The 23814-nt window shown below is 71.5% G+C and carries 21 protein-coding genes; 14 read left to right on the top strand and 7 right to left on the bottom strand.

The genetic code is table 11. The annotated features are described in order from the left end of the window. Nucleotides 1-6: 6 nt before the first annotated feature. The 4 genes from WFJ01_RS00680 to WFJ01_RS00665 all read right to left on the bottom strand — a co-directional run bounded on the left by WFJ01_RS00680 (nt 7) and on the right by WFJ01_RS00665 (nt 4383). Entirely contained in the window at nt 7-903 is an 897-nt protein-coding gene (locus tag WFJ01_RS00680; RefSeq protein WP_336627902.1) for a carbohydrate ABC transporter permease, read from the bottom strand. Beyond that, nucleotides 900-1853 carry a carbohydrate ABC transporter permease gene (locus WFJ01_RS00675; RefSeq protein ID WP_251442569.1) on the bottom strand — a complete coding sequence of 318 codons (954 nt, stop codon included), beginning with the start codon at nt 1851-1853 and terminating at the stop codon, nt 900-902. Before WFJ01_RS00675 ends, WFJ01_RS00680 begins: the two co-directional genes overlap by 4 nt. After that, on the bottom strand, nt 1850-3184 hold the full coding sequence (locus WFJ01_RS00670; RefSeq protein WP_336627901.1) for an extracellular solute-binding protein: 1335 nt from the start codon (nt 3182-3184) through the stop codon (nt 1850-1852). The genes WFJ01_RS00675 and WFJ01_RS00670 overlap by 4 nt, the downstream gene beginning before the upstream one ends. 152 nt (nt 3185-3336) lie before the next feature. Further along, entirely contained in the window at nt 3337-4383 is a 1047-nt protein-coding gene (locus WFJ01_RS00665) for a LacI family DNA-binding transcriptional regulator (RefSeq protein ID WP_251442563.1), read from the bottom strand. Between the two features lie 79 nt (nt 4384-4462). On the opposite strand from WFJ01_RS00665, the gene WFJ01_RS00660 reads away from it, so the two are divergent. From WFJ01_RS00660 to WFJ01_RS00605, 12 genes are all read left to right on the top strand, one after another. Next, nucleotides 4463-5716 carry an FAD-binding protein gene (locus WFJ01_RS00660; protein ID WP_336627900.1) on the top strand — a complete coding sequence of 418 codons (1254 nt, stop codon included), beginning with the start codon at nt 4463-4465 and terminating at the stop codon, nt 5714-5716. Between the two features lie 338 nt (nt 5717-6054). Then, nucleotides 6055-7149 (top strand): LacI family DNA-binding transcriptional regulator, encoded by a 1095-nt coding sequence (locus WFJ01_RS00655; RefSeq protein ID WP_336627899.1) that lies wholly within the window; start codon nt 6055-6057, stop codon nt 7147-7149. 200 nt (nt 7150-7349) lie between these two features. Next, the gene (locus WFJ01_RS00650) at nt 7350-8300 is read left to right on the top strand and encodes a hypothetical protein (protein WP_336627898.1); all 951 of its coding nucleotides are present in this window, start codon (nt 7350-7352) and stop codon (nt 8298-8300) included. A gap of 309 nt (nt 8301-8609) precedes the next feature. Next, nucleotides 8610-9332 carry an L-ribulose-5-phosphate 4-epimerase gene (locus WFJ01_RS00645; RefSeq protein WP_292883533.1) on the top strand — a complete coding sequence of 241 codons (723 nt, stop codon included), beginning with the start codon at nt 8610-8612 and terminating at the stop codon, nt 9330-9332. A gap of 109 nt (nt 9333-9441) precedes the next feature. Next, nucleotides 9442-11028: a xylulokinase gene (locus WFJ01_RS00640; RefSeq protein WP_336627897.1), complete on the top strand. Its 1587-nt coding sequence runs from the start codon at nt 9442-9444 to the stop codon at nt 11026-11028. A gap of 82 nt (nt 11029-11110) precedes the next feature. Then, nucleotides 11111-12634, top strand: coding sequence for an L-arabinose isomerase (gene araA, locus WFJ01_RS00635; RefSeq protein ID WP_336627896.1), 1524 nt, complete (start codon nt 11111-11113; stop codon nt 12632-12634). Between the two features lie 275 nt (nt 12635-12909). Beyond that, nucleotides 12910-14724 (top strand): hypothetical protein, encoded by a 1815-nt coding sequence (locus tag WFJ01_RS00630; protein WP_336627895.1) that lies wholly within the window; start codon nt 12910-12912, stop codon nt 14722-14724. A gap of 321 nt (nt 14725-15045) precedes the next feature. Further along, complete coding sequence (locus WFJ01_RS00625) at nt 15046-16560, top strand: CoA-acylating methylmalonate-semialdehyde dehydrogenase (protein ID WP_336627894.1); 1515 nt, start codon at nt 15046-15048, stop codon at nt 16558-16560. A gap of 38 nt (nt 16561-16598) precedes the next feature. Then, nucleotides 16599-17807: an acyl-CoA dehydrogenase family protein gene (locus WFJ01_RS00620; protein ID WP_336627893.1), complete on the top strand. Its 1209-nt coding sequence runs from the start codon at nt 16599-16601 to the stop codon at nt 17805-17807. Beyond that, nucleotides 17804-18688, top strand: a complete 885-nt coding sequence (mmsB, locus tag WFJ01_RS00615) for a 3-hydroxyisobutyrate dehydrogenase (RefSeq protein WP_251442534.1) — start codon at nt 17804-17806, stop codon at nt 18686-18688. The genes WFJ01_RS00620 and mmsB overlap by 4 nt, the downstream gene beginning before the upstream one ends. 253 nt (nt 18689-18941) lie before the next feature. Further along, nucleotides 18942-19718 (top strand): enoyl-CoA hydratase-related protein, encoded by a 777-nt coding sequence (locus tag WFJ01_RS00610; RefSeq protein WP_336627892.1) that lies wholly within the window; start codon nt 18942-18944, stop codon nt 19716-19718. Between the two features lie 5 nt (nt 19719-19723). After that, nucleotides 19724-20260, top strand: a complete 537-nt coding sequence (locus tag WFJ01_RS00605; protein ID WP_292887629.1) for a putative immunity protein — start codon at nt 19724-19726, stop codon at nt 20258-20260. A gap of 34 nt (nt 20261-20294) precedes the next feature. Here the strand turns inward: WFJ01_RS00605 and WFJ01_RS00600 are convergent, their stop codons facing one another. Genes WFJ01_RS00600 through WFJ01_RS00590 form a run of 3 tightly spaced genes read right to left on the bottom strand, consistent with a single transcriptional unit; the run spans nt 20295 to nt 21755 of the window. Further along, nucleotides 20295-20735: a YdeI/OmpD-associated family protein gene (locus WFJ01_RS00600; protein ID WP_251442525.1), complete on the bottom strand. Its 441-nt coding sequence runs from the start codon at nt 20733-20735 to the stop codon at nt 20295-20297. 10 nt (nt 20736-20745) lie between these two features. Next, a complete protein-coding gene (locus WFJ01_RS00595; RefSeq protein WP_336627891.1) occupies nt 20746-21219 on the bottom strand; it encodes an SRPBCC family protein in 474 nt (157 codons plus the stop codon). Next, entirely contained in the window at nt 21219-21755 is a 537-nt protein-coding gene (locus WFJ01_RS00590) for a MarR family winged helix-turn-helix transcriptional regulator (RefSeq protein ID WP_295034552.1), read from the bottom strand. Before WFJ01_RS00590 ends, WFJ01_RS00595 begins: the two co-directional genes overlap by 1 nt. Before the next feature lie 258 nt (nt 21756-22013). Here WFJ01_RS00590 and WFJ01_RS00585 point away from each other — a divergent pair, with 258 nt between their 5' ends. Further along, nucleotides 22014-22790: an electron transfer flavoprotein subunit beta/FixA family protein gene (locus WFJ01_RS00585; protein WP_336627890.1), complete on the top strand. Its 777-nt coding sequence runs from the start codon at nt 22014-22016 to the stop codon at nt 22788-22790. Nucleotides 22791-22792: 2 nt separating this feature from the next. After that, a complete protein-coding gene (locus WFJ01_RS00580) occupies nt 22793-23773 on the top strand; it encodes an electron transfer flavoprotein subunit alpha/FixB family protein (RefSeq protein WP_336627889.1) in 981 nt (326 codons plus the stop codon). The last annotated feature ends 41 nt before the right edge of the window (nt 23774-23814 follow it).

Here is a 23814-nt window from a genome sequence, read left to right as displayed (position 1 = left end):
TTCGGGTCATTGACCGCCGAAGCCGCTGGTGGCGACTCCCTTGACGATCTGCTTCTGGAAGATGAGGAACACGATGATGAGGGGCAGGGCGGCGAGGACGGCCTGGGCCATGACCTGCGCGTACTGGACGCCGTAGGCGCTGATGACGGTCTGCAGGCCGACGGGCAGGGTCATCAGGCCGGTGTCGTTGATGACGAGGAACGGCCAGAGGAAGTTGTTCCACGCTCCGATGAACACGAAGATCGCGACGGAGGCGAGGATCGGCCGGGACAGGGGCAGCACGATCGACCAGAACACCCGGAACCTGCTCGCACCGTCGACGCGCGCCGCGTCCTCGAGCTCGACGGGGATCGCGTCGAAGAACCGCTTCAGGATGAAGACCATCGCCGGCGCCACCACCTGCGGCAGGATGAGGCCCCAGTGGGTGTCGACCAGGCCCATCGCGAGCATCTCGTAGAACAGCGGGATGATCAGCACCTGCGGCGGGACGACGATCGCGGCGATGATCACCACGAACAGCCACCTCCGGCCACGGAAGTCGAGGCGGGAGAACGCGTAGGCGGCGAGGGCCGAGATCGTGACGGTGATCACCGTCACGGCCGTCGCGGTCCAGAGGCTGTTCCACGCCCAGAGGTAGACGTTGCCCTGCGAGAGGATCGCGCTGAACGCCTGCACCGTCGGCCCGCTCGCGCCGATCCAGCCGGCGTCCCCGGAGGCGGCGTCGGTCTCGGTCTTGAACGCGGTGGCGACCGCCCAGAGGAACGGCAGCAGCCAGCCGATCGCGAGGATCAGCAGCACCGCGAAGGCGAGCACGGTGAGGACGGTGAGGCGACGGCCGATCGGCCGGCGGGTGCGGGTGCGCGCGGCGCCGGGGACGACGAGGGTGCGGGTCGCGGTGGTCATCGGGCGTCCTTCCGCCGACGGGTGATCAGCGCCTGGACGACGCCGAGGATGATGATGATCGCGAAGAACACGTAGGAGAGCGCGGCGGAGTAGCCGAACCGGTACCCGACGAAGCCGGTCTCGTAGATGTACTGCACGATCGAGCGGGTGGTGTCGCTGGAGAGGCCGCCGAGCATCTGGTACGCCTGGTCGAACAGCTTGAGCGACGCGAGGATCTGCAGCAGGCCGATGAGGGTGGTCGCCGGTCCCAGCTGCGGGAGCGTGATCGCGGTGAACTGCCGCCATCCGCCCGCGCCGTCCAGCGACGCCGCCTCGTACTGCTGCTGCGGGATGTTCTGGAGGGCTGCGAGGTAGAGCAGGAAGTTGAACCCGACGGTCCACCAGACCGTCGCGATCACGATCGCGATCATGTTGGTCTTCGGGTCCTGCAGCCAGGCGATCGGCTCGAGGCCGAAGGCCTTCAGGACGTTGTTCGCCGCCCCGATCTGCGGGTTGAAGATCCAGACCCAGATCTGCGAGATCACGGTGGAGGCGAGCAGATACGGCATGAAGAACGAGAGCCGCCAGAGCCACTGGCCGGGAAGCCCGCGATCGACGAGCACGGCCATGAGCAGGGCGACGACCACGAGCGGGACGGTGGACAGCAGCGTGAACCACACGGTGTTGCCGAGCGATCCCCACATCACCGGATCCGCGAGGGCCTCGACGTAGTTCGCGAGTCCGACGAAGCCGCCGCCGGACCCGGTGAGGGATTGGTCGGTGAAGCTCAGGTAGAGGCCGTGCAGGATCGGCCAGGCGAGGAAGAGCGCGAACGCGAGGAGGAACGGGGCGAGGAACGCCCAGCCGATCAGCTGCTCTCCGTGACGGGATCCGCCGGCGTGGCGCCGGGTCGCGCGGGTGGCCGCACGACCGGTGACGATGGTCGTGGTGGTGGGGGTCGTCGAGGTCATCTCCGGGCTCCCTCCGGATCGGCGGGATTGGGTTGGGCGAGGAAGCGCTTGACGGCGGCCTCGAAGCGGGCGACGGCCTCGGCGGGACTGCCTCCGCCCAGAAGCGCGGGCTGGGCGGCGGCGCCGAACTGGCCCTGGAAGTTGGATCCGGACCCGGTGAACCACGCGGGCGGGTCGTAGCGCACGTGCTTCGCCGCGTCGGCATAGTGGGCCTGCGGAAGCAGCTTCGCGTACTTCGCCGACTCCGTGACCGGGAGGAAGGCGGGGATGTGCCCGGCCTCCGCCCAGCCGAAGGAGCCCTTCAGCATGTCGGCCACGAAGCGGTACACGAGGTCGCGGCTTGCCGCATCCGGGTGCGACTGGTGCGGCAGGACGAAGGAGTGCGAGTCGGCGTAGGCCGTGCGCGTGCCGAACACCGGCGGGATCATCGCGACGTCGAAGGGGATCTTGGCCGCCTGCATCGTGCGCAGCTCCCACACCCCGCTGAGGAACATGCCGCTCTTCCCGGTCGCGAACTCCGCCACCGCGGTGCCGTAGTCGGCCTGCTTGGCCGCCCGCTTGCCGTCGAGCAGCTTCTGCATGAAGGCGAGAGACGCCACGGCCGCGTCCTTGTCGATCACCGCGGGACCGCCCTGCGGCATCTCCATCTCGATGCCGTGCTGCGTGTACAGCGTGTAGAACAGGCGCCACATCTGGGAGCCGTCGCCGAGATAGCCGTAGGACAGGCCGTGTCCGCCGGTGACCCCGGCGATCGCGTCGACCATCGCGAGGAAGTCCTCGGGGTTCGCCGCCTCCTTCAGGCGTCCGTCTCCGTCGAGCACGCCCGCCTTCTCGCAGACCTCCGTGTTGTACATGAGCACGAAGGGGTGTGCGTCGAGCGCGATGCTGAGGCGCCGCCCGTCGACGTCGCCCTTCTTCCAGATCGGATCCGGGAACGCGGACGCGTCCACGCCGAGATCCGCGAGGCGGCCGGTGTCCCAGTCGTCCAGGAGACCGCCCGGAGCCCAGCCGAGCACTCGGGTGGCGTGCATGATCGCGACGTCGGGGGCGCGGCCGCCGGCCGCGGCCATGGCGAGCTTCGTGTAGTACGGCGTGCCCCAGGCGAGCACGGTCGGACGGATCCGGTAGGCCGACTGCGCCGTGTTCACGCCGTCCAGCAGGCCGGACATCGTCACGCCGTCGCCGCCGGAGAGCAGGTGCCAGAACTGCAGGGTGCGGGTGTCGGACGCGGCGGCCGAGGTCGAAGCGCATCCGGCGAGCAGCGCGGCGCCGGCGGTGAGGCCCGCGGCGCCGAGGAACTGCCGCCGATTCAGATCGAGAGGTGGTGTCATCGTCACTCCTTCGTGGACGATCAGGGAACTCCGACATCATTACATCGATGAAATGGAGTGCGCAAGAGGTTTCTGAGACCGGTCACGGAACGGGTGGATGGCCCGGCGGGCGCGGGCGGGCCGGGAGAGGGATCGCGCCGTCCGGTGACGGGTCAGTGCTCGGGCGTCCAGCCGCGCGGGGCGGCGGCGGTGCTGTCGCGGACGATGAGCCGGTGCGGCACGGTGATCGTGCGCGGGGTCCCGGTCGGATCCGCGATCCGCTCGGCGAGCAGGTCGACGGCGGAGGAGGCGAAGGCGGCGCGGTCGATCCGCACGGTCGACAGTGCCGGCTCGGTGAAGCGGGAGAGCTCGACGTCGTCGAACCCCGTCACCAGGACGTCGTCGGGTACGCGGATCCCGCGGCTGTGCAGCACGTGCAGGGCGCCGGCGGCGAGGGAGTCGGTGAAGCCGAGCACGGCGTCGAACGGCGTGCCGCGGGAGAGCAGCTCGACGGTCGCCTCCGCGCCCCCGGAGATGGTCCAGTCGGCGTGGTTGACGGTGAGGCGGGGGTCCGCGGGAAGGCCCGCCTCGGCCAGCGCCTGGCGCACGCCCTGCAGCCGGAGCCGGCTGGTCGCCGTCGCGATCGCGTGCTGGTCGTCGCCGCCGACGACCGCGATCCGCCGGGCGCCGCGTTCGATCACGTGCCGCGTCATCGCGGCGGCGCCCGCCACGCTGTCGATCCCGACGTGGTCGGCGAGCTGCTGCTCGACCTCGCCGATCAGGACGACGGGCAGCTGCCGGTCCTGGTCGGTGAGCGCGCTGTCCTCGAGGCGGATGGGGTTCAGGATCAGGCCGTCGACGAGGTGCGCGCGGGCGCGGGAGAGCAGTTCGCGCTCGCGGCGCGGCTCGGATCCGGTCTGCTCGACCTGGACCGCGAAGCCCTTCAGCCGGGCGGCCTGGACGATGTGGTCGAGCAGCTCGGCGGAGAACGAGGTCGCGAGATAGGGGAGCGCGAGGGCGATCACTCCGGAGCGGCCGTTGCGCAGACTGCGCGCGCTCAGGTTGGGCACGAAGTCGAGCTTGCGCATCGCGTCCTCGACGCGGGCGCGCGTGTCCTCGCGCACGAAGACGGTGCCGGTGACCACGTTCGACACGGTCTTCGCGGAGACGCCGGCCAGCGACGCGACGTCGCGCATCGTCGCCCGCGTGCTCCCTGCCATGCGCTCAGCCTAAGCCCGCCCATCGGATCCGGGATCCGCACCGGCTTCTATCGATGTAACGACGCTCTATGATGTGGCGATGAGCATCGGGACGAACTGGGCCGGCAACCTCGCCTACCGTGCGGCGGCGATCGGGCGACCGCGCACCCGCGAGGAGCTGCACGACGTCCTCTCCTCGTCCGGGCCGCTGCGCCCGCTCGGCTCCCGCCACAGCTTCACCGCGATCGCCGACACCGCGGGCACGCTCATCGACCTCTCCGCGATGCCCCGCGAGATCGAGCAGGTCGCGCCCGATGCGGTGCGCGTTCCGGCAGGCGTGCGCTACGGCGACCTCGGCGCGGAGCTGCAGCGGCGGGGCCTGGCCCTCGCGAACCTCGCCTCGCTGCCGCACATCTCCGTCGCCGGCGCCGTGTCCACGGGGACGCACGGGTCGGGCGACGCGATCGGCTCCCTCGCCACCGCGGTGCGGGCGCTCACTCTCGCGGGTCCGGACGGCGAGCGCACCCTGCGCCGCGGGGACGCGGACTTCGACGGGGCGGTCGTGTCGCTCGGCGCGCTCGGGGTGATCGTCGAGCTCGAGCTCGACGTGGAGCCGGCGTACGACGTGGCGCAGACGGTGCACGAGGGGCCCGCGTGGGATGCGGTGCTCGCCGAGTTCGACCGGGTCACCGCACTCGGCACCAGCGTCAGCATCTTCAGTCGCTGGACCGGTCGCGATCGCGCCGACCAGCTCTGGATCAAGAACCGGGTCGGCGGCGTCGCCGCGGACGAGGCCCTGCTGGCCCGCCTCGGAACCACGCCGGCCGTCGAGCAGCGGCACCCCATCCTGGGGGTCTCGGCCGAGGCCTGCACCCCGCAGCTCGGCGAACCAGGGCCCTGGCACGAGCGGCTGCCGCATTTCCAGCTGGGCTTCACCCCTTCGGCGGGGGAGGAGCTGCAGAGCGAGTACCTCGTGCCGCGACGCGACGCGGTGCGCGCGATCGAGGCGGTGCGCGCGCTCGCCGACCGGATCGCGCCGCTGCTGCTCGTGAACGAGATCCGCACGGTCGCCGCCGACGACCTCTGGCTGAGCTCCTCGTACGGCGAGGGCGCGGTCGGGATCCACTTCACCTGGCGCCGGGACCAGCCCGCGGTCGAGGCGCTGCTGCCGGTGATCGAGGCCGCGCTGCCCGACACCGCGCGGCCGCACTGGGGCAAGCTGTCCGTGCTCGATCCGGCCGAGATCCGCCGCCGCACTCCGCGCTGGGGGGACTTCGCCGCGCTCGCGGACCGGATGGATCCGGCGGGCCGGTTCCGGAACGCGTACCTGGAGCGGCTCGGGCTGGGGCGCTGACCGACTCCCGGTGCGGTCCCGCGCCCGGCCCCGTGCGGCCCCGTGCCGCGCCTGGCCCCGTCTGGCCTCGTCTGGTCCCGTCGTGCCCGTCTGGCCCCGTCGTGATCGTTCAGGTCGCACTATCTGCTGTTCCACGGGCCCTGTTGGAGCCGAAATCGTGACCTGAGCTCATGGATCGCGACCTGAACGCCTGGATTGCGACCTGGATGGGTCGTGCGAGTGGCAGGAGTTCCGGCGCCGGTCTCGGACCGGCGGACGGAAAGGACGGTGGAGGGATCCGGGCGCCGCGCACCGGCGCCGTCGCCGGTGGACGACGCCGTCCCCGTACACTCGCAGGCGTGAGTCAGTCGAAGCCGCAGCGCGCCGTCGGAGTGCGGGACGTCGCCGCGCTCGCAGGCGTCTCCCGGCAGACCGTGTCCCGCGTGCTGAACGATCATCCCGACGTCGCGCCCGACACCCGTGCCCGTGTGGTGTCGGCGATGGAGGAGCTCGGCTACCGGATGAACAACGCGGCGCGGGCCCTCGGCACCCATCGCACGCGCACGATCGGCGTCCTCGCGTCGGACGCGCTGCAGTACGGGCCCTCCCGCAGCATGGCGGCGATCGAGGCATCGGCGCGCGAGGCCGGATACTGGATCACCGCGGCGTTCGCGGACTCCGGCGACGAGGCTTCCGTCGGCCAGGCGATCGAGCACCTGCGCGCGCAGGCCGTGGACGGGCTGATCGTGTTCGCGCCGCATGCGCGCACGCTCGATGTGCTCGACGCCCTGCGCATCGGGATCCCGACCGTGATCCTGCACGCCGCCGAGCGCGCGGACTTCTCGGTCGATCAGAGGGCGGGTGCGCGCCTCGCCGTGGCGACGCTCGCCGATGCCGGCCATCAGTGGATCGCACATCTCGCCGGGCCCGCGGACTGGCTCGAGGCCGAAGGGCGAGCGACCGGCTTCGCCCAGGAGCTCGCCGCGCGCGGCCTGCCCGCCGGCCCGGTCTTCTCGGGCGACTGGAGTCCGCGCTCGGGCCACGAGGCCGCGGCGGAGGTGATCGCCTCCGGCGCGACCGCGGTGTTCGCCGCGAACGACCAGATGGCGCTCGGGCTGATCGGCGGTCTGCGCGCGGCCGGGGTGGATGTCCCGGAGCAGATCAGCATCGTGGGCTTCGACGACGTGCCGGAGGCGGCGTACGCCTGGCCGCCGCTCACGACCGTGCGGCAGGACTTCGAGGAGCTCGCCCGGCGGGCCGTCGCGCGCGTCATCGCGCTGGGCGGATCCGGCGCGACCACGTCGGATCCGGTCGCGGTTGCGTCGTCGGGATCGTCGGGATCGTCGGATCCGGTCGCGGTTGCGTCGGTTGCGTCGGTTGCGTCGTCGGGATCGTCGGATCCGATCGCACCCGTGCTCGTCGTGCGCGACTCGGTGGTCCCGCCCGCGGGCTGACCCTGCGATTCGCAGCAGGCGCAGCCCGTTCAGGTCGCAGTTTCCGCTCTCTCCGGCATGCTCATGCCGCCGAAAGTGCGACCTGGGCGACAGGAATGCGACCTGAGGCGCCCGATGCGCGAGCGCCACCCGTCCTCTTGCGCGAGGGCCGCCTGTGGATAACCTCCGACGCCGGGTGGCGATGCTGGCACGGTGGGGGAGTGCCCCGCCCCCGACGTCTCCCCGATGCGCTCGGCTCCTCGTTCGCCGTCCGCGACGCACAGGCCCTCGGCGTGAGCGCGGGGCGCCTGCGCGGATCCGACCTGCTTCGCTCCTACTCGGGTCTGCGTACCCGCCGCTCCGGCTCCACGCCGGAACGGGACGAGGATCCTTTCGCCGCGCAGCGACGGATCCGCGTCGAGCATGCGCTCGCCTACGCGCCGAGACTGCGCCCCGGTCAGTACTTCAGCCATGAGACGGCCGCGGCGCTCTGGGGCGGACCGCTGCCGATCGCCCGTGAGGACGCCACCGTCGGCGTGCACGTGAGCACCCTCGGTGACGGTCCGCTCGTGCGGGCCGCGGGCGTCGTGCGCCATCGTGGGGACCCGCGGCTCGTCCGCGTGCGGACCGATCTCGGCCTCCCTGTCGCATCGCCCGCCTCGACGTGGACGCAGATGGGGGACCTGCCGTTCTTCGCGCTGGTGGCTCTCGGCGACCACTTCTGCCGGGCATGGCGACCAGGCGTGGGGCGCCCGCACGTCGGGAAGCCGCAGCTGGCGACCGTCGCCGAACTCCGTGCCAACATCGGTGCGGGGCGGCGGCTCGGCGGACCGATGCTGCGCGAGGCGATCGAATGGATTCGGGAGGACTCCTGGTCGCCGCGGGAGTCCGAGCTGCGCTGCCTGATCGTCGCGGCGGGCTTGCCCGAGCCCCAGCTCAACGTCGATCTGTTCGACGGTGCGGGCTTCCTGGGCTGCGTCGACCTGGTCTATCCTGCGCGGAAGGTGGCGATCGAGTACCTGGGCCGGGTGCACGCGAACAGCTGGGGAGCCGACGTGGAGCGGCTGGCACGACTTCGCGCGGCGGGGTGGACCGTGATCGAGGTCACCGCGGAGCTCCTCGCGGATCCGGCTGAGCTGCTCGGCCGCATCCGGCGCGCGCTCGGCCTCTGACTGCGCGCTCTGCGACGGATCCACGGCGTGGGTCCAAGGCCCCGGATCGCGCGCCGAGCGCGCGTGCGTTGGCGTCCTGCCGCTTCGGGTCGCACTTCCCTCGTTCGGGTCGCAGTTTCTGCGGCTTGTGGGATCCAGATGGAGCCGAAAGTGCGACCTGAACGGGGCGGGGGGAGTGCGTCCTCCCGAGCGTGCCGGGTGACGCCGCGTCGGCGTCGCGTCGGCGCCCCCTTGACGGGGCGTGGAGTGTGATGACACACTCTCCGTGACCGGTCACAGTTCCGACCGGAGCGTCACGAGAGGATCCGGATGACCCCCTTCGCTTCCGAGATCGCGCAGGCGATCGACGGCATCCGCGCGGACGTGGCGCGGCTGCACGCCGAGCTCGTGCGCTACGGCCTCGTGGTCTGGACCGGGGGGAACGTGTCGGGCCGGATCCGGCTCTCCGAGGACGGCAGCGGGGATCTGTTCGTGATCAAGCCCTCCGGCATCGGCTACGACGACCTCGCACCCGAGAACATGATCCTCTGCGATCTCGACGGCGCGGTCATCCCCGGGAGCGTCGGCAGCGACCGCGCCCCGTCCAGCGACACCGCCGCGCACGCCTACGTCTACCGGAACATGCCCGAGGTCGGCGGCGTCGTGCACACGCACTCCGACTACGCCGTGGCCTGGGCGGCGCGCGGCGAGGAGATCCCCTGCGTGATCACGGCGATGGCCGACGAGTTCGGCGGCCCGATCCCGGTCGGGCCGTTCGCGGTGATCGGCGACGACTCGATCGGCCGGGGGATCGTCCAGACCCTGCGCGGGCATCGCAGCCGTGCCGTGCTCATGCAGAACCACGGCCCGTTCACGATCGGCGCGGACGCCGCGGACGCCGTCAAGGCCGCCGTCATGGTCGAGGACGCGGCCCGCACGGTGCACCTCGCCCGCGAGGCGGGGCCGCTCATCCCGATCCCGCAGGAGGCGATCGACCGCCTCTACGACCGGTACCAGCACGTGTACGGCCAGAGCACGGACGCCCGCCGATGAGTGCTCACGTCGCCGGTTCCCGGTCCGCTCCCGTCGCAGAAAGTGCCGGAACCAGGGCGGGGAAACGGCAGAGATCGCGACGGGAGCACGAAGGAGCGAGGGATCCACGATGAACTCGGCGCGCGACGACATCCTCGCGGGGCGGACGAGCCTGGGCATCGAGCTCGGCTCCACGCGCATCAAGGCGTGCCTGATCGGATCCGATCCGTCTGCCGTGCTCGCGACCGGATCCTCCTCCTGGGAGAACCGGCTCGAGGGCGGGCTGTGGACCTACGGCCTGGATGAGGTCTGGGCCGGGATCCGGGAGGCCTATGCCGTCCTGGTCGCCGACGCACAGGAGCGCTACGGCGTGCGGCCGGCGACGTTCGGCGCGATCGGGATCTCCGCCATGATGCACGGCTACCTCGTCTTCGACGAGGACGGCGCCCTGCTCGTGCCGTTCCGCACCTGGCGCAACACGAACACGGGGGTCGCGGCGGCGGAGCTCACCGACCTGCTCGGCGTGAACATCCCGCTGCGCTGGTCGATCGCGCACCTGCACCAGGCCGTGGTCGTCGGCGAGGCGCACGTGCCGCGGGTCGCGAGCCTGACCACCCTCGGCGGCTACGTGCACGAACGGCTCACGGGCCGGCGGGTCATCGGCGTCGGAGACGCCTCGGGGATGTTCCCGATCGACTCGGCGACCGGCGACTACGACGCGGCCCTGCTCGCCGCGTACGAGGCGCTCGCCGCGGGCCGGCTTCCCGCGCCGCTGAGCGTCCTGCTCCCCGAGGTGCTCCTCGCGGGCGCCGAGGCAGGGACGCTCACCGCCGAGGGTGCGCTGCTGCTGGATCCGTCCGGATCCCTCGCGGCGGGCATCCCGCTCTGCCCGCCCGAGGGCGATGCCGGCACCGGCATGGTGGCGACCAACGCCGTCGCCCCGCGCTCGGGCAACGTCTCCGCAGGCACGAGCATCTTCGCGATGGTGGTGCTCGAGCGGCCGCTCTGCGGTCTGCATCGCGAGCTCGACCTCGTGGCGACGCCGGCGGGCGACGCCGTCGCCATGGTGCACTGCAACAACGGCGCGAGCGAGCTCGCGGCCTGGGCGGGGCTGTTCATCCGCTTCGCGGCCGCCGCAGGGAGCCCGGTCGGCGACGACACCGCCTTCGAGGCGCTGTTCCACGAGGCGCTCGCCGGCGAGGCCGACGCCGGCGGACTACTCGCCTACAACCACCTCGCGGGAGAGCCCGTCGCCGGTCTCGCCGAGGGGCGCCCGCTCATCGTGCGTACCCCGGACAGCGCCTTCACCCTGGCGAACTTCATGCGCGCGCAGCTCTACGGGGTGTTCGGCGCACTCGCCCTCGGCATGCAGGTTCTGGCCGCGGAGGGCGTGCAGCTCGACCGGATGTATGCCCACGGCGGCATGTTCCGCACCGCGGGCATCGCGCAGCGCTTCCTCGCCGGTGCCCTGGACGCTCCTGTCGCCGTGGGGGAGGCGGCGTCCGAGGGCGGGGCGTGGGGGATCGCGGTGCTCGCGTCCTACCTCGCGCACGCCGGCGAGGAGAGCCTCGGCGACTACCTCGACCGACAGGTGTTCGCCTCGGCGGCCGTCGCCGTCGTGGATCCGGATCCTGCCGATGTCGCCGGATTCTCGGCCTACCTCGACCGCTACCGGACGGGCCTCGCCATCGAGGCCGCCGCCGTCGCCGCACTCTGAACGCTCCGCATCACCGGGACCCGTGATTCGCAACACGCCGATCACGGGTCCGCCCGACCGCCCCTCCGAACGGAAGAACCCGATGACCCGCACTTCGCTCACCACCTCGCTCGACGACTACGAGGTCTGGTTCCTCACCGGCAGTCAGCACCTCTACGGTCCCGAGACGCTCGCGCAGGTCGCCGACCAGTCGCAGCGGATCGCGCGGATCCTCGACGAGTCGGCAGGGGTGCCGGTGCGGATCGTCGGGAAGCCGGTGCTCACCGACGCTGCCGCCATCCGGCGCACGGTGCTGGAGGCCAACGCCGACGACCGCGTCATCGGCCTGATCGCGTGGATGCACACCTTCAGCCCGGCCAAGATGTGGATCGCGGGGCTCGACGCCCTGCAGAAGCCGCTCGCGCATCTGCACACGCAGGCGAACGTCGAGCTGCCCTGGGCCGACATCGACTTCGACTTCATGAACCTGAACCAGGCCGCGCACGGCGACCGCGAGTTCGGCTACATCCAGACGCGGCTCGGCGTGCCGCGCAAGACGGTCGTCGGCCACGCGTCCGATCCGCGGGTGCAGCGGGAGCTGGGGACCTGGCAGCGCGCCGCCGCGGGCCTGGCGGCATCCCGGTCGATGAAGCTCGCCCGCTTCGGCGACAACATGCGCTTCGTCGCGGTCACCGAGGGCGACAAGACGGAGGCAGAGCTGCGCTTCGGGGTGCAGGTGAACACCTGGGGCGTGAACGAGCTCGCCGACGCCGTGGCCGCGGTCTCGGAGGCGGACGTCGACGCGCTGGTCGACGAGTACGAGGGGCTGTACGACGTCGTCCCCGAGCTGCGCAAGGGAGGCGAGCGGCACCTGTCCCTGCGCGACGGCGCGGCGATCGAGCTGGGACTGCGCTCGTTCCTGGAGGAGGGCGGCTTCGGCGCCTTCACCACCTCGTTCGAGGATCTCGGCGCACTGAAGCAGCTGCCGGGCCTCGCCGTGCAGCGCCTCATGGCCGAGGGGTACGGCTTCGGCGCCGAGGGCGATTGGAAGACCGCCCTGCTCGTGCGCATCGCCAACGTCATGGGTGAGGGGCTGCCCGGAGGCGCGAGCCTCATGGAGGACTACACCTACGACCTGACCCCCGGCGACGAGCTCATCCTCGGTGCGCACATGCTCGAGGTGTCGCCGTCGCTGACCACGCGGAAGCCGACGCTGGAGATCCACCCGCTCGGCATCGGCGGCAAGGACGACCCGGTGCGCCTGGTCTTCACCGCGGATCCCGGATCCGCCGTCGTCGTCGCCCTCAGCGACCTGCGCGACCGGTTCCGCCTCACCGCGAACGTCGTGGAGAACGTCGCGCCGCGCGCCGCCCTGCCGAAGCTGCCGGTCGGCCGCGCGGTGTGGAAGCCGCAGCCCGACTTCGCGACCTCCGCGGCCGCATGGCTGACGGCCGGCGCCGCGCACCACACGGTGATGTCGACCGCGGTCGGCGTCGACGTGTTCCGCGACTTCGCCGAGATGGCCGAGGTCGAGCTGCTGGTGATCGACGACAGCACGACCCTGGCTGAGTTCCAGAAGCAGGTGCGCTGGAACCAGGCGTACTACCGGCTCGCACAGGGGCTGTAGATCTGCCGCCTGCCCCGCCGCACGCATCTCCCGCCGTTCCGGTTGTCGCGCGTCTCCTTCGTTCGGGTCGCAATTCCTTCGTTCGGGTCGCAATCCTTTCGTTCGGGTCGCAATTCCTTCGTTCCGGTCGCAAAAGATGTCGCCCAGAGCGGGCGTCAACGACATCTTCTGCGACCGGAACGGATCCGGATCCGTGGCGCAGACGTCGGGCCTCGGCGGTGGCGCGGGCAGTTCTGCCCATCGAACTGGATCGGACCGCTCGCTAGTCTGAAACCATGGCAACGGACGGGGAATCGCCGCAGGGCGGGCACGAACTCGATTTCGGATCCGGGGAGCAGGGTCGGACGACCCCGCCGCCCGCGACTCCGCCGGCATCGACGGCGGGGAGCCAGGCTCCGGGCGACGTCCCCCCGCCCGCTTCGGGCGACGCGCCTGCTTCGGACGCTGCGCCCGCTTCGGACGACGCGCTCGCTTCGGGCGACGCCGCGCTCGCTTCGGGCGACGCCCCGACCGCTTCGGGCGACGCCGCCCCGGGGGCGCCTTCGCCCACCGCCCCGCCCGCGCACCCGGAGCCCGCGGCACAGCCTGCACAACCGGAGCCGGCGGCCGAGCCTGCGACGCCCTCCACGCCCTCGGGCGGGGAGGCCGCGTCCGAGCAGACGACCGAGGCGTACCCCACCGAGGCGTTCCCGCCTCCGGGGGCGTATCCCGCACCGGCCGTCCCGGGCGCGCAGGCACCGGGGCAGCCGACGCCGGGACAGCCGTATCCGCAGACCGCTCCGGGCAGCGCCGGTCCCGCCGGCGGCGCTCAGCCCTACCCGGGTCAGCCGGGCCAGCCGTACCCGGGGCAGCCGGGACAGCCGTACCCGGGGCAGCCGGGCCAGCCCTACGGGGCGCAGCCGGGCCAGCCGTACGCGGGTCAGCCGGGGCAGCCGGCACAGCCGGGCCAGCCGTACCCGGGTCAGCCGGGTCAGCCCTACGGGGCGCAGCCAGGTCCGTCCTACCCAGGGCAGCCGGGCCAGCCGGGGCAGCCGTATCCGGGGCAGCCCTACGGGGCGCAGCCCGGCCAGCCCTACCCGGGGCAGCCTTACGCCGCCCAGGCCGGAGGGCAGCCGCCGAAGAAGACCTCGAAGGGCCTGATCTGGGGACTGATCGGCGGCGGGGTCGCCGTGCTGATCGTCCTGATCCTGATCGTGGCGCTGCTCGTGGTCCCCGCGATCACGCGCTCCTCGGTCACGGCGGCCGACTCGGTCAAGGCGTATCTGACGGCCGTCTCGAAGGGCGATGCGAAGACGGCGCTCGGCTATCTCGAGGGCGTCCCCGACAAGAAGCTGCTCACCGACGAGGTGCTGAAGGCCTCCGACAAGCTCGGCGGCGTCAGCCACATCTCGGTGGCGAAGGGCAGCGAGAGCAAGTACTCGGGCTCGGTCCGGGCGACCTTCGAGGTCGGCGACCGCTCGGTGTCGACCACGTACGAGGTGTACAAGGTCAAGGACACCTGGAAGATCGCGAACGGCGTCACGCCCATCTCGCTCGACGCCCTGCGGGGCCTCGACGCGACCTTCAACGGGGTCTCCGCCGACGGCATCACGGACGCGTACGTCTTCCCGGGCTCCTATGAGATCGAGCTGAACTCGAAGTACTTCTCGATCGACGGCGACTCGACGTTCACGATCGCGTCCTCGGACGACGCCTCGGAGCTCTACGACGTGTCGACGAAGCTCAACGACGCCGGAGTCTCCGAGTTCCGTTCCCTCGTGCGCAGCGCCGTCGAGTCCTGCGTGGCGCTGAAGACGCTGTCCACGCCGTGCGGCATGGACATCACCGGGATCGACCTGTCCGGGGCGACCGCGGTGGAGGGCACGGTCACCCGCACGCTCACGGCGGACGGCAGCGCGGCGCTCGACACGCTCGAGCCGGAGAGCAACGGATCCTCGCCGACGGTCGTGTCGGCGTACGACTCGATCCCGGTCGACATGAGCCTGCAGGGCAGCGACGGCCAGACCTACACGGTCACGTTCGGCGGGTATCTGGACACTCCGACCGTGGACTTCGGCAAGGCGGACCCGCAGGTCACCTGGGAGCGCTGAGCGACCGACCCCGCGAACGAGAGGACCCCCGCCGACCCGATTCGGCGGGGGTCCTGCGGTTTCGCCCCTCGAGAGACCTCGGGGGCCGACCGCCGGGGGCCCGAGCGAGAAAGCCGGGCGGATCCCCTCGCGCGGGGAAGACGAGCACCCGATCCGGTCAGCGTCTGCGGCCCGCGCAGCTCCGTTTCTACGTGCCGAAGGTGGCCGGCAGGTGAACGCGCCGACAGATGTCGATGAATTACATGGGATCCATCGTAAGTAGTTGGGAGGCCATGTATTCTGGATCCTGCATCGACGACGATGCGGAACCAGGAGCACACGATGGTCCGCGACATCAGCCACTTCATCGGAGGATCCGAGATCCCCGGCAGCCCGGAGTCGAACGGGGGACGCTGGGGGGAGGTCTTCGATCCGTCGACCGGCGCGGTCCAGGCCCGCGTACCGCTCGCGAGCGCGCATGAGGTGCGCGCGGCGATCGCCGACGCGGAGGCCGCGCAGCCGGGATGGGCGGCGACCAACGCCCAGAAGCGCGCGCGGGTGCTCATGCGCTTCCTCGAGCTGCTGCGCGACGAGACCGACGAGCTGGCGGCGCTCCTGTCGAGCGAGCACGGCAAGACGCTCGACGACGCGAAGGGCGACATCCAGCGCGGCGTCGAGGTGATCGAGTTCTGCATCGGTGCCCCGCACCTGCTCAAGGGGGAGTACTCCACGGCCGTCGGCACGGGCATCGACGTGTATTCGCTGCGCCAGCCCCTCGGCGTGGTCGCCGGCGTCACCCCGTTCAACTTCCCCGCGATGATCCCGCTCTGGCAGATGGGCCCGGCGATCGCCGCGGGCAACGCGTTCATCCTCAAGCCCAGCGAGCGCGACCCCTCGGTCCCCGTGCGGATCGCCGAGCTGTTCTTGAAGGCGGGTCTGCCCGCCGGGATCCTCAACGTCGTCCACGGCGACAAGGAGGCCGTCGACGTGCTGCTCACCGACGAGCGCGTGCGCGCGATCGGCTTCGTCGGATCCACCCCGATCGCCGAGTACATCTACTCGACGGCCAACGCGCACGGCAAGCGCGCGCAGTGCTTCGGCGGGGCGAAGAACCATCTCGTCGTCATGCCGGACGCCGACCTCGACCAGGCGGCGGATGCGCTCATCGGCGCCGGCTACGGCTCGGCGGGGGAGCGCTGCATGGCGATCTCCGTCGCGGTGCCGGTGGGGGAGGCGACCGCCGACGCCCTCACCGCGAAGCTCGTGGAGCGGATCGCGAGCCTGAAGGTGGGGCCGTCGCTCGAGCCGGGGATGGACTACGGTCCGCTCGTCAACGCCGCCGCCGTCGACCGCGTGACCGGCTACATCCAGCAGGGGATCGACGCCGGCGCCGAGCTCGTCGTGGACGGGCGCGGGTTCGTCGTCCCCGGCCACGAGGAGGGCTTCTACCTCGGCCCCACCCTGTTCGACCGGGTGACCACCGACATGTCGATCTACCGCGAGGAGATCTTCGGACCCGTGCTCGTCGTCGCCCGTGCGGCGGACTACGAAGAGGCGCTGCGGATGGCCTCCGAGCACGAGTTCGGCAACGGCGTGGGGATCTTCACCCGCGACGGCGACGCGGCGCGCGACTTCGTCGCCCGCGTGAACGTCGGCATGGTCGGCGTGAACGTGCCGATCCCGGTGCCGATCGCGTACTTCACCTTCGGGGGATGGAAGCGCAGCGGGTTCGGCGACCTGAACCAGCACGGCGCCGACGCCTTCCGCTTCTACACGAAGACCAAGACGGTCACCTCGCGGTGGCCTGCCGCAGGCGTCCGCGAAGGCGCCAGCTTCGTCATCCCCACGATGCACTGACCCGGCCGCACCCCGCCGAAACGCCAGAAGGACACGACATGACCACCGTCGCCACCCCGATCACGATGACCAGCGAAGAGCGCGCCGCCATCCTCGGCGCCGTGCGCGAGTTCGCCGAGACCGAGCTCGCTCCGTTCGCCGCCGAGCGCGACGAGAAGCACCTGTTCCCGCGCGACACCCTGATGCGCGCCGGCGAGCTGGGACTCGGCGGGATCTACGTGCGTGAGGAGTCCGGAGGGACCGGGCTCGAGCGCGTCGACACCGTCGCGATCTTCGAGGAGCTCGCGAAGGGCGATCCGACCATCGCCGCCTACATCTCCATCCACAACATGGTCGCCTGGATGATCGACACCTACGGCACCGAGGCGCAGCTCGCGCGCTGGATGCCCGAGCTCACCACGATGGAGGGCCTGGGCAGCTACTGCCTCACCGAGCCCGGGGCCGGATCCGACGCCGCGGCGCTCGCGACGAGTGCGACCCGCGACGGCGACGACTACGTCCTGACCGGGGTGAAGCAGTTCATCTCGGGCGCCGGCGAGGCCGCGGTCTACATCGTGATGGCGCGGACGGGTGCGGCCGGCGCGCGCGGCATCTCGGCCTTCCTCGTGCCCGGCGAGGCCGCCGGGCTCAGCTTCGGCGCGCCGGAGAAGAAGATGGGCTGGCACGCCCAGCCCACCCGTCAGGTGATCCTGGACGGCGTGCGGGTGCCCGCGACGAGCATGCTCGGATCCGAGGGTCAGGGCTTCGCGATCGCGATGAGCGCCCTCAACGGCGGCCGGCTCAACATCGCCGCCTGCTCGATCGGCGGCGCGCAGTGGGCGCTGGATCGTGCCGTGCAGTACGTGCACGAGCGGGAGGCGTTCGGCGAGCCGCTGGCCGAGAAGCAGTCGATCCTGTTCGCGGTGGCAGACATGCGCACGGATCTGCAGGCCGCGCGGCTCATGGTGCGCGACGGCGCGCAGGCCGTCGACGAGAAGGCGCCCGATGCCACGATGCGCTGCGCGATGGCCAAGCGCTTCGCGACCGACGCCGGCTTCGACGTCGCCAACCGGGCCCTTCAGCTGCACGGCGGGTACGGGTACCTTCAGGACTACGGGATCGAGAAGGTCGTCCGCGATCTGCGGGTGCATCAGATCCTGGAAGGGACGAACGAGATCATGAGACTCATCGTCGGACGCGAGATGCTGCGCCCCTCCGGATCCCAGACCCAGCAGCGCGGCGGAGACCAGATGCGGAGCGCATCATGACCCGCGTCGCCTTCCTGGGTCTCGGGCACATGGGCCTTCCCATGGCCCTCAACCTGATCAAGGCCGGGCACGAGGTGCGCGGCTTCGACGTGGTGCCTGCCGCCGTCGATGCCGCCTCGGCGGCCGGCGTGCCGGTCGTGCAGTTCGGCGTGGACGCGGTCGCGGGCGCCGAGGTCGTCATCACGATGTTCCCAGCCGGCAAGCACGTGATCGCCGCCTATCAGGACGAGCTGCTGGGCGCCGCGGATCCCGGCACGCTGTTCATCGAGAGCTCCACGATCGCGGTCGACGAGGCGCGCACCGCGCACGCCCTCGCGGTCGAGGCAGGGCACCGCAACGTCGACGCCCCCGTCTCGGGCGGCGTGGTGGGCGCCGAGAACGGCACGCTCGCGTTCATGGTGGGCGGATCCGACGAGGACTACGCCGCGGCGCTGCCGTTGCTGGAGGTCATGGGCAAGCGGATCGTGCACTGCGGCGGGCCCGGCCTCGGTCAGGCCGCCAAGGTCTGCAACAACATGGTCCTTGGCATCTCGCAGATCGCCGTGGCGGAGGCGTTCGTGCTCGGCGAGCGGCTGGGGCTGGAGCACCAGGCGCTGTTCGACGTGGTGTCGCAGGCGTCGGGGCAGTGCTGGGCGATCACGACGAACTGCCCCGTGCCGGGACCGGTGCCGACGAGCCCCGCGAACCGCGACTACCAGCCGGGCTTCGCCGGCGCGCTCATGGCGAAGGATCTGGGTCTCGCGCTGCAGGCGATCGAGGGCACCGGGACCGAGGCGCGGATGGGACGACTGGCGCAGGAGATCTACGCCGCGTTCGCCGCCGGCTCGGGAGCCGGGCGCGACTTCTCCGGCATCATCACCGACATCCGCGACGCGTCCTGACCGTCCCCGCGGCGGGAGCCCGATCCCCCTCGATCCCTCGATCCCTTCGATCCCCTCGATCTTCCGCGAGACCGAACCTGCGTCCCGAGACCGTGGGTTGTTCCGTCGGTCTCGTGCGCGAGGTTCGGTCTCGCGGAGAAGAGAGGGCGGACGGGAACGGACGGGAGCGCGGGCCGGAGAGGGAGCGGACACCCCCCGTTCACCGGCATCGGGGATACTGGAAGTGCCACGAGGGCGCGGCGAAGGGAACGACATGGCCGAAAACGAGACGATCCTCACGGAGCAGCGCGGACGGGTCGGCTGGATCACCCTGAACCGACCGCACGCACTGAACGCCCTGAACTCCCAGGTCGCTGAGGAGGTCACCGCCGCAGCCACCGCCTTCGACGCGGACGCGGGCATCGGCGCGATCGTGGTCACCGGGTCGGAGAAGGCCTTCGCCGCCGGCGCGGACATCAAGGAGATGGAGTCGATGTCGGCCGCCGAGATGGTGGCGACCGATCACTTCGGCGTGTGGCGCGACTTCGCCGCCGTGCGCACCCCGGTCATCGCCGCCGTGTCCGGCTTCGCCCTGGGCGGCGGATGCGAGCTCGCGATGATGTGCGACATCATCCTCGCCGCGGACACGGCGAAGTTCGGCCAGCCCGAGGTGAACCTCGGCGTGATCCCCGGCATGGGCGGCACGCAGCGTCTCATCCGCGCCGTGGGGTACTACAAGGCCGCAGAACTGGTGCTCTCGGGCCGGATCATGGGCGCCGAGGAGGCCGAACGGGCGGGGCTCGTCTCGCGCGTCGTCCCCGCGGCCGACCTGCTCGCCGAGGCGGCGGCGCTGGCCGAGTCGATCGCCGCCAAGTCGCTGCCCTCGATCATCGCCGCCAAGGCCGCGCTCGACGCTGCCATGGAGACCCCCCTCGCTGTCGGTCTCGACATCGAGCGCGAGGCCTTCGCGTCCCTGTTCGACACTGTCGATCAGAAGGAGGGCATGGCCGCCTTCCGCGAGAAGCGCCCGCCTCAGTTCGTGAACCGGTGATCGACGTGCCCGACCTCCGTACTCTCGGAAGCCCCTCGGATCCGCGCCGGCCCGCGTCCGCCGGGCGCGACGCCGAGACATCCAACGTCGTGCCCCTGTTCGCCGACGGAGCGCTGCCGGACGTCTCGGACCTGCGCCTGAGCGAAGACGACCGGCGCGAGCTGGTCGGCTGGACCATCGCGTGCGCCGAGCGGCTGCTGCCGCTGTTCCAGGCCGAGCGTCCCGACGACGACCGCCCGCGGGAGGCGCTCGCCGCCGCGGAGGCGTTCCTCCGCGGCGAGCTCGACATCGACGCCGTGCGGGAGAAGGCGTTCGCCTGTCACGAGGCCGCACGCCAGGCGCAGGATCCGAGCGCCGTCGCCGCTGCGCGCGTGTGCGGACAGGCGGTGGCCGTCGCGCACCTCGCGGGGCACAGCCGCCAGGTGCCCCGGCACACGGCCCGGGCTTTCCCCGGCGACCGCTCGCGCCGCGACGAGGAGCTCGCCTGGCAGCGCATGAACATCCCGGCGCGGTTCGACGCCTACGTGTACGAGGGGGACTGACGGCGGATCCTCCCGCGGGAGGCGCCGGGGCGCGTCAGCCGCGCAGCTCGTCCAGGGCCTTCGCGATGCGCCGCTCGCGCGTCGCCTCCTGCTTCGCATCCGCGACCGAGACGGCGATCTCCTTGCGGCGTGTGAAACTCAGCGCCTCGTAGGCCGCCGTCAGGTCTGCGGCGGCGAGGGCGGACGTCAGCTCCGGGGGCACCTCGACCGTGCGCTCGGCGGTGTCGGGCGCGATCACGGCGTCGAACTCGTCGCCGAGATCGATGCCCATCGCCGCCCGATTGGCCTTGCTGAAACCGATGCAGTTCTTCCCGCCCATCCGGCCGAGGCGCAGCCGTGCGGAGTTGGCGCCGATCGTGACGACGACCGGGAACGCCTTGGCTGTGCTGATCTCGGCGACCTGCTCGTCGGTGAGGACGATGGCGCCGGCGGGGCCGAAGGGCTCGAGGACGGTGCGGATCCGCAGTTCGGTCATGCGGGCCAGCCTACGACGCGCTCGCCCGTGCGGCGAGGGCGTCGTTGCGCTGCTCGATGAGGCGGATGAGATGGCGGCGCATGATGAGGGCGTCGACCAGGCGCCCCAGCGGACCGAACGGCGAGCGGAACTCGATCTCGTCGCGCATGAGGGTGCGGGACGCTTCGGGCTCGTCCGGGGCCAGGAGCGGCACGAACGTGTGCCGGTGCCGGAACGCGGCGAACGGGCCATGGAGCTGCCGGTCCGAGAACCTCTGCGGGGCATCGACGTCGAACACCAGCGAGGTCATCCGGAATCGGATCCCGAAATGCCGGGCCGACCACGTCACCGTGTCGCCCTCGGCCATCTGCCCGGAGCGCACGCCGCCGACGATGCGCTCGGCATGCGTCGTCATCGAGTCGACGTGCACGCCGACGTCGAGGGAGAGCGCGAACACCCGCTCGACCGGTGCGGCGATCGTCCGTTCGAGGACGAACGAACCCATCAGAGCGGATCCGGCTGGGGGCGCGGATCGGCGAAGTCGCCGGCCGCCTTGCGCATGCGCGCGACGATCGCGACGAGGTCCGCGGTGTCCTCTGACGAGATCCCCGGCTCGGCGAAGACCTCGTCGTTGAGCGCCGTCGTGGCGCGCTCGACGAGCTCGCGCCCGGCCTCGGTGAGTTCGAGCAGCGCCGCGCGTCCGTCGTGCGGGTCGCGGTGGCGGGCGATGAGACCGTCGCGGACGAGCCGGTCGGCCGTCCCGGACACGCTGGTCGCGTGCACCTGGAGGCGCGCGACGACGCTGGACAGCGGGAGGGTTCCGGTGCGGCTGAACGCGAGCAGCCGCAGCACCTCGTACCGGGCGAACGACAGGCTGAACGGCCGCAGCGCCGCGTCGACCCGGGCGAGCAGGAGCTGCTGCGCGCGCATGACCGAGGTCACCAGGGACATGCCGTCGGCGGCGTCGGTCCAGCCGTGCGCGAGCCACTGCCGCTTCGCCTCGGCGAGAGGGTCGACGGGCAGCGGATGCGGGCGGGCCATGTCCCTACGTTACCGGGGCGGCCGGCGGATCCCCGGCTTCCGGCGGCCCAGGTCCGGGGTCGTTCGTGGCGCTCCGCCAAAGCGCGCGCCCCGGCGCGGCGTGAGGGTTGGAGGGTTGTGCCAGGACCTCCCGGCGGAGGGGCGGGACGGTCGGATCCGGCGGCTTCGCTGAGGTACGCTGGCACCACGTTATCGCCCGGTAACCGGGTGATTCCGCCCGCGGCCGAACGGCCGACCGAGGTCGCGTGAGGAGGCTCGATGAAGATCTTCGTCTTGGTGAAAGAGGTGCCGGACACCTACGGGGACCGCAAGCTCGATCTGGTGACGGGGCTCGCGGATCGCGGTGCCGGTGAGGTGGTGCTGGATGAGATCACCGAGCGTGCCCTCGAGGTCGCGCTGAGCTATGCCGATGCGAACCCTGGGACCGAGGTCGTGGCGTTGTCGATGGCTCCGGAGTCGGCGACCGCGTCGATCCGCCGGGCGTTGGCGATCGGTGCCGGGTCTGCGGTGCATGTCGTGGATGAGGCGCTGCGCGGGGCTGATCTGGGGTTGACCGCGGCGGTGCTCGCGGCGGCGGTCCGTCGTGGCGGGCCGGATCTGGTGATCACGGGGAACCTCTCGACCGACGGCTCGGGCGGGGTGATCCCGGCGATGCTGGCCGAGCATCTGGGGTTCGCGCAGGCGACCGCCCTCAGCGCCGTGTCGATCGGCGCGGATGCCGTGACCGGCACCCGTGCGACGGACTTCGGATCCCAGCAGGTGAGCGCGCCGCTGCCGGCGGTGATCTCGATCACCGAGGCGCTGCCTGATGCGCGTTTCCCGAACTTCAAGGGCATCATGGCGGCGAAGAAGAAGCCGCTCGAGGTGGTCTCGCTGGCCGATCTCGGTGTCAGCGCCGATCCCGCAGAGGCGCCGCAGACGATCCTGACCGCTGTGGCGGAGAAGCCTCCGCGTGCGGCGGGTGTGAAGATCACCGATGAAGGGGACGCGGCCGCACAGCTTGTCGAGTTCCTCGCGCAGAACAGGCTGGTGTGAGCATGGCGTACCCCGAGAAGGCGATCCTCGTCCTCGTCGATATGACTCCGGCCGGTGGCGCCGCGCCCTCGACCGCGGGTCTGCTCGGCGCCGCTGCCCAGCTCGGCGCCCCGGTGGCGCTCGTGGCCGCTCCTGCGGGGACCGCGCAGGCGGCGGTGGACGCGGCTGTCGCGGCGGGTGCGCGGGTCGTGCTCACCGCGGATGTCGACGGCGGGTCGGTGACGGTGCCGGTGGTCGACGCGTTGCAGGCCGCGTATCGTGCGGTCGGGCCGGACGCGGTGCTCGTCTCGAACTCGATCGCGGGTCGTGATGCTGCTGCGCGTCTCGCCGTGCGCGAGCGGCTGGCGTTGTCGGTCGATGCGATCGGGGTCTCCCGCGATGATGAGGGCGTGGTCGCGCATCATTCGGTGTACGGCGGGGCGTTCCTCACCGACTCGGCTCCGACGTTCGGCGTCCCGGTGATCACGGTGCGTCAGGGCGCGATCGATGAGCGGGCGGAGGCCGTCGCCGATGCCCGCGTCGAGGAGCTTGCGGTGGCCGCGTCGGGTGCAGCCGCGGCGGCCGGTGAGCCGATCGAGGCGGTCGAGGCCGCGTCGTCGCGGCCCGAGCTGCGCGGCGCGAAGGTGGTCGTTTCGGGCGGGCGCGGGCTCGGATCCCAGGAGAACTTCGCGCTCGTCGAGGAGCTCGCCGATGAGCTGGGTGCGGCGATCGGCGCTTCCCGTGCCGCGGTCGATGCGGGGTATATCCCGTACGCGCATCAGGTGGGTCAGACGGGTGTGTCGGTGTCGCCGCAGTTGTACATCGCGGTCGGGATCTCGGGCGCGATCCAGCACCGTGCGGGCATGCAGACGGCGAAGACGATCGTCGCGATCAACAAGGATCCGGAATCGCCGATCTTCGATGTGGCGGACTTCGGCATCGTGGGTGATCTGTTCACGGTCGTGCCGCAGGTGATCGAGGCACTGCGCGCACGGAAGAGCTGACCATGACGACCGTGCGCAGGGGACTGCCCCGTATCCGCGGC

The sequence above is a fragment of the Microbacterium sp. MMO-35 genome, from assembly GCF_037147555.1.
In the GTDB taxonomy this organism is placed as follows: Bacteria; Actinomycetota; Actinomycetes; order Actinomycetales; family Microbacteriaceae; genus Microbacterium.
The sequence above is the reverse complement of the archived record's forward strand: the minus strand, read 5'-3'. Positions and strand labels throughout refer to the sequence as shown.

Bases quoted from the DNA above. Each gene is read 5' to 3' on its own strand.
- WFJ01_RS00620 (WP_336627893.1), top strand. From the start codon at position 16,599: ATGACCACCGTCGCCACCCCGATCACGATGACCAGCGAAGAGCGCGCC.
- WFJ01_RS00625 (WP_336627894.1), top strand. From the start codon at position 15,046: ATGGTCCGCGACATCAGCCACTTCATCGGAGGATCCGAGATCCCCGGC.
- WFJ01_RS00580 (WP_336627889.1), top strand. From the start codon at position 22,793: ATGGCGTACCCCGAGAAGGCGATCCTCGTCCTCGTCGATATGACTCCG.
- WFJ01_RS00630 (WP_336627895.1), top strand. From the start codon at position 12,910: ATGGCAACGGACGGGGAATCGCCGCAGGGCGGGCACGAACTCGATTTC.
- araA (WP_336627896.1), top strand. From the start codon at position 11,111: ATGACCCGCACTTCGCTCACCACCTCGCTCGACGACTACGAGGTCTGG.
- WFJ01_RS00670 (WP_336627901.1), bottom strand. From the start codon at position 3,184: ATGACACCACCTCTCGATCTGAATCGGCGGCAGTTCCTCGGCGCCGCG.
- WFJ01_RS00665 (WP_251442563.1), bottom strand. From the start codon at position 4,383: ATGGCAGGGAGCACGCGGGCGACGATGCGCGACGTCGCGTCGCTGGCC.
- WFJ01_RS00645 (WP_292883533.1), top strand. From the start codon at position 8,610: ATGACCCCCTTCGCTTCCGAGATCGCGCAGGCGATCGACGGCATCCGC.
- WFJ01_RS00610 (WP_336627892.1), top strand. From the start codon at position 18,942: ATGGCCGAAAACGAGACGATCCTCACGGAGCAGCGCGGACGGGTCGGC.
- WFJ01_RS00585 (WP_336627890.1), top strand. From the start codon at position 22,014: ATGAAGATCTTCGTCTTGGTGAAAGAGGTGCCGGACACCTACGGGGAC.
- WFJ01_RS00595 (WP_336627891.1), bottom strand. From the start codon at position 21,219: ATGGGTTCGTTCGTCCTCGAACGGACGATCGCCGCACCGGTCGAGCGG.
- WFJ01_RS00600 (WP_251442525.1), bottom strand. From the start codon at position 20,735: ATGACCGAACTGCGGATCCGCACCGTCCTCGAGCCCTTCGGCCCCGCC.
- mmsB (WP_251442534.1), top strand. From the start codon at position 17,804: ATGACCCGCGTCGCCTTCCTGGGTCTCGGGCACATGGGCCTTCCCATG.
- WFJ01_RS00640 (WP_336627897.1), top strand. From the start codon at position 9,442: ATGAACTCGGCGCGCGACGACATCCTCGCGGGGCGGACGAGCCTGGGC.
- WFJ01_RS00680 (WP_336627902.1), bottom strand. From the start codon at position 903: ATGACCACCGCGACCCGCACCCTCGTCGTCCCCGGCGCCGCGCGCACC.
- WFJ01_RS00590 (WP_295034552.1), bottom strand. From the start codon at position 21,755: ATGGCCCGCCCGCATCCGCTGCCCGTCGACCCTCTCGCCGAGGCGAAG.
- WFJ01_RS00675 (WP_251442569.1), bottom strand. From the start codon at position 1,853: ATGACCTCGACGACCCCCACCACCACGACCATCGTCACCGGTCGTGCG.
- WFJ01_RS00660 (WP_336627900.1), top strand. From the start codon at position 4,463: ATGAGCATCGGGACGAACTGGGCCGGCAACCTCGCCTACCGTGCGGCG.